Below are 1,259 nucleotides of genomic sequence, written 5' to 3'. Positions count from 1 at the left end.
GTATCCATCCGAGCAGGGCCGCGGGATTTCGGGCGCCGCGCGTGGTAACGTCGGTTGATGGAGATCGATGAGGACAAGATCGACGATGCCGTTTTGGCGCTGTTATGGCTGACGCTGCATAACGAGCGTTGTGCCTGGAAGGGCTTCGACCGGGCAACGACGGATCGGCTTCACAAGAAGGGCATGATCGGCGACCCAGTCAACAAGTCGAAGTCATTGATCCTGACAGATGAAGGCCTGGAGCGTTCGCAAGCATTGTTCCGGAAGCTGTTTACGCGGCCGCCGCAATAACGGAGAGCATGATGGCGGCACGATCGGCCCCACGCTGGGAACCGGCGAAGGTCCAGTTTCGACGCCCGAGTGCAATTCCTCTCAGAGCGCGCTCGGCCGTATTGTTCGTGAGACAAATCCGGCCATCGTCGAGGAAACGCGCAAAACCATCCCATCGCTTCAGCATGTAATCGATCGGCTCGATCACCTCGGACGATTTGCTGAGCGTGGCGCGCTCCCGTTTCAGCCACGCGTGCATGTCATCGAACAGCGGCTTGCTCTTTTCCTGCCGCGCGGCCAATCGTTCTTCGGCGCTCAATCCATTGATCTCGCGTTCGATCTCGAACAGCGCATCATACCGTTGGACGGCCTCCAGGGCGATCGGCGAGATCGGCTTGCCCTTGCGTTTGCGGTCGCGGGCACTTTTCTGGATGTCGGCCAGTTCAAAGAATTTGCGCCGCGCGTGCGCATGGCAAAAGGCGAAGGTGATCGGTACCGCTTTCTTTTCGGCAACACTGAGCGGCTCGAAGCCATTGTAGCAATCACTCTGCAGAATGCCGCCATACCCGGCAAGGTGCTTCTGCGGATGCTCGCCGCGGCGGTCGCTCGACGCATAGTATATGGCCGCCGGCGCTGCCGCTCCGCCGTAGGACCGATCATCGCGCACGTAGGTCCATATTCGCCCGGTCGTGCATTTGTCTTTGGCCTGAATGGGAATGGTGGTGTCATCGCCAAAAAGCCGCTCGGCCGCGAAGACATGCGCCTCGATCAGATCAAAGATCGGCAGGAGCGCGGCCGTTCCATACCCGACCTGGTCGGCCAGCGTCGAGGTCGAAAGCTCGAGGCCCTCACATTTGAACCGGGTGCTCTGGCGGTTCAGCGGACTATGCATGCCAAACTTATCGAAGAGGATCGTCGCCAGCAGATGAGGGCCGATGAAGCCGCGCGGCGCGCCTCGCAGTCACGGCAGGTAAATTTCTCCCGCACCG

The 1,259-nt window shown here is 60.2% G+C and carries 1 protein-coding gene and 1 pseudogene; one reads left to right on the top strand and one right to left on the bottom strand.

Annotated features, from left to right (window positions below; translation table 11 throughout):
- The first annotated feature begins 57 nt into the window (after positions 1 to 57).
- Positions 58 to 291, top strand: coding sequence for a DUF6429 family protein (locus GGI60_RS31665; RefSeq protein ID WP_183920518.1), 234 nt, complete (start codon positions 58 to 60; stop codon positions 289 to 291).
- On the opposite strand, the pseudogene tnpC reads toward GGI60_RS31665, so the two are convergent.
- Positions 287 to 1,259, bottom strand: a pseudogene (gene tnpC, locus GGI60_RS31660) (IS66 family transposase); the annotation flags it as partial. The gene GGI60_RS31665 and the pseudogene tnpC overlap by 5 nt on opposite strands.

It is taken from the genome of Rhizobium lentis, assembly GCF_014200175.1.
Classification (GTDB): Bacteria; Pseudomonadota; Alphaproteobacteria; order Rhizobiales; family Rhizobiaceae; genus Rhizobium; species Rhizobium mulingense.
Note: the sequence above shows the minus strand (reverse complement) of the source record. Positions and strands in the feature narration are given on the sequence as shown.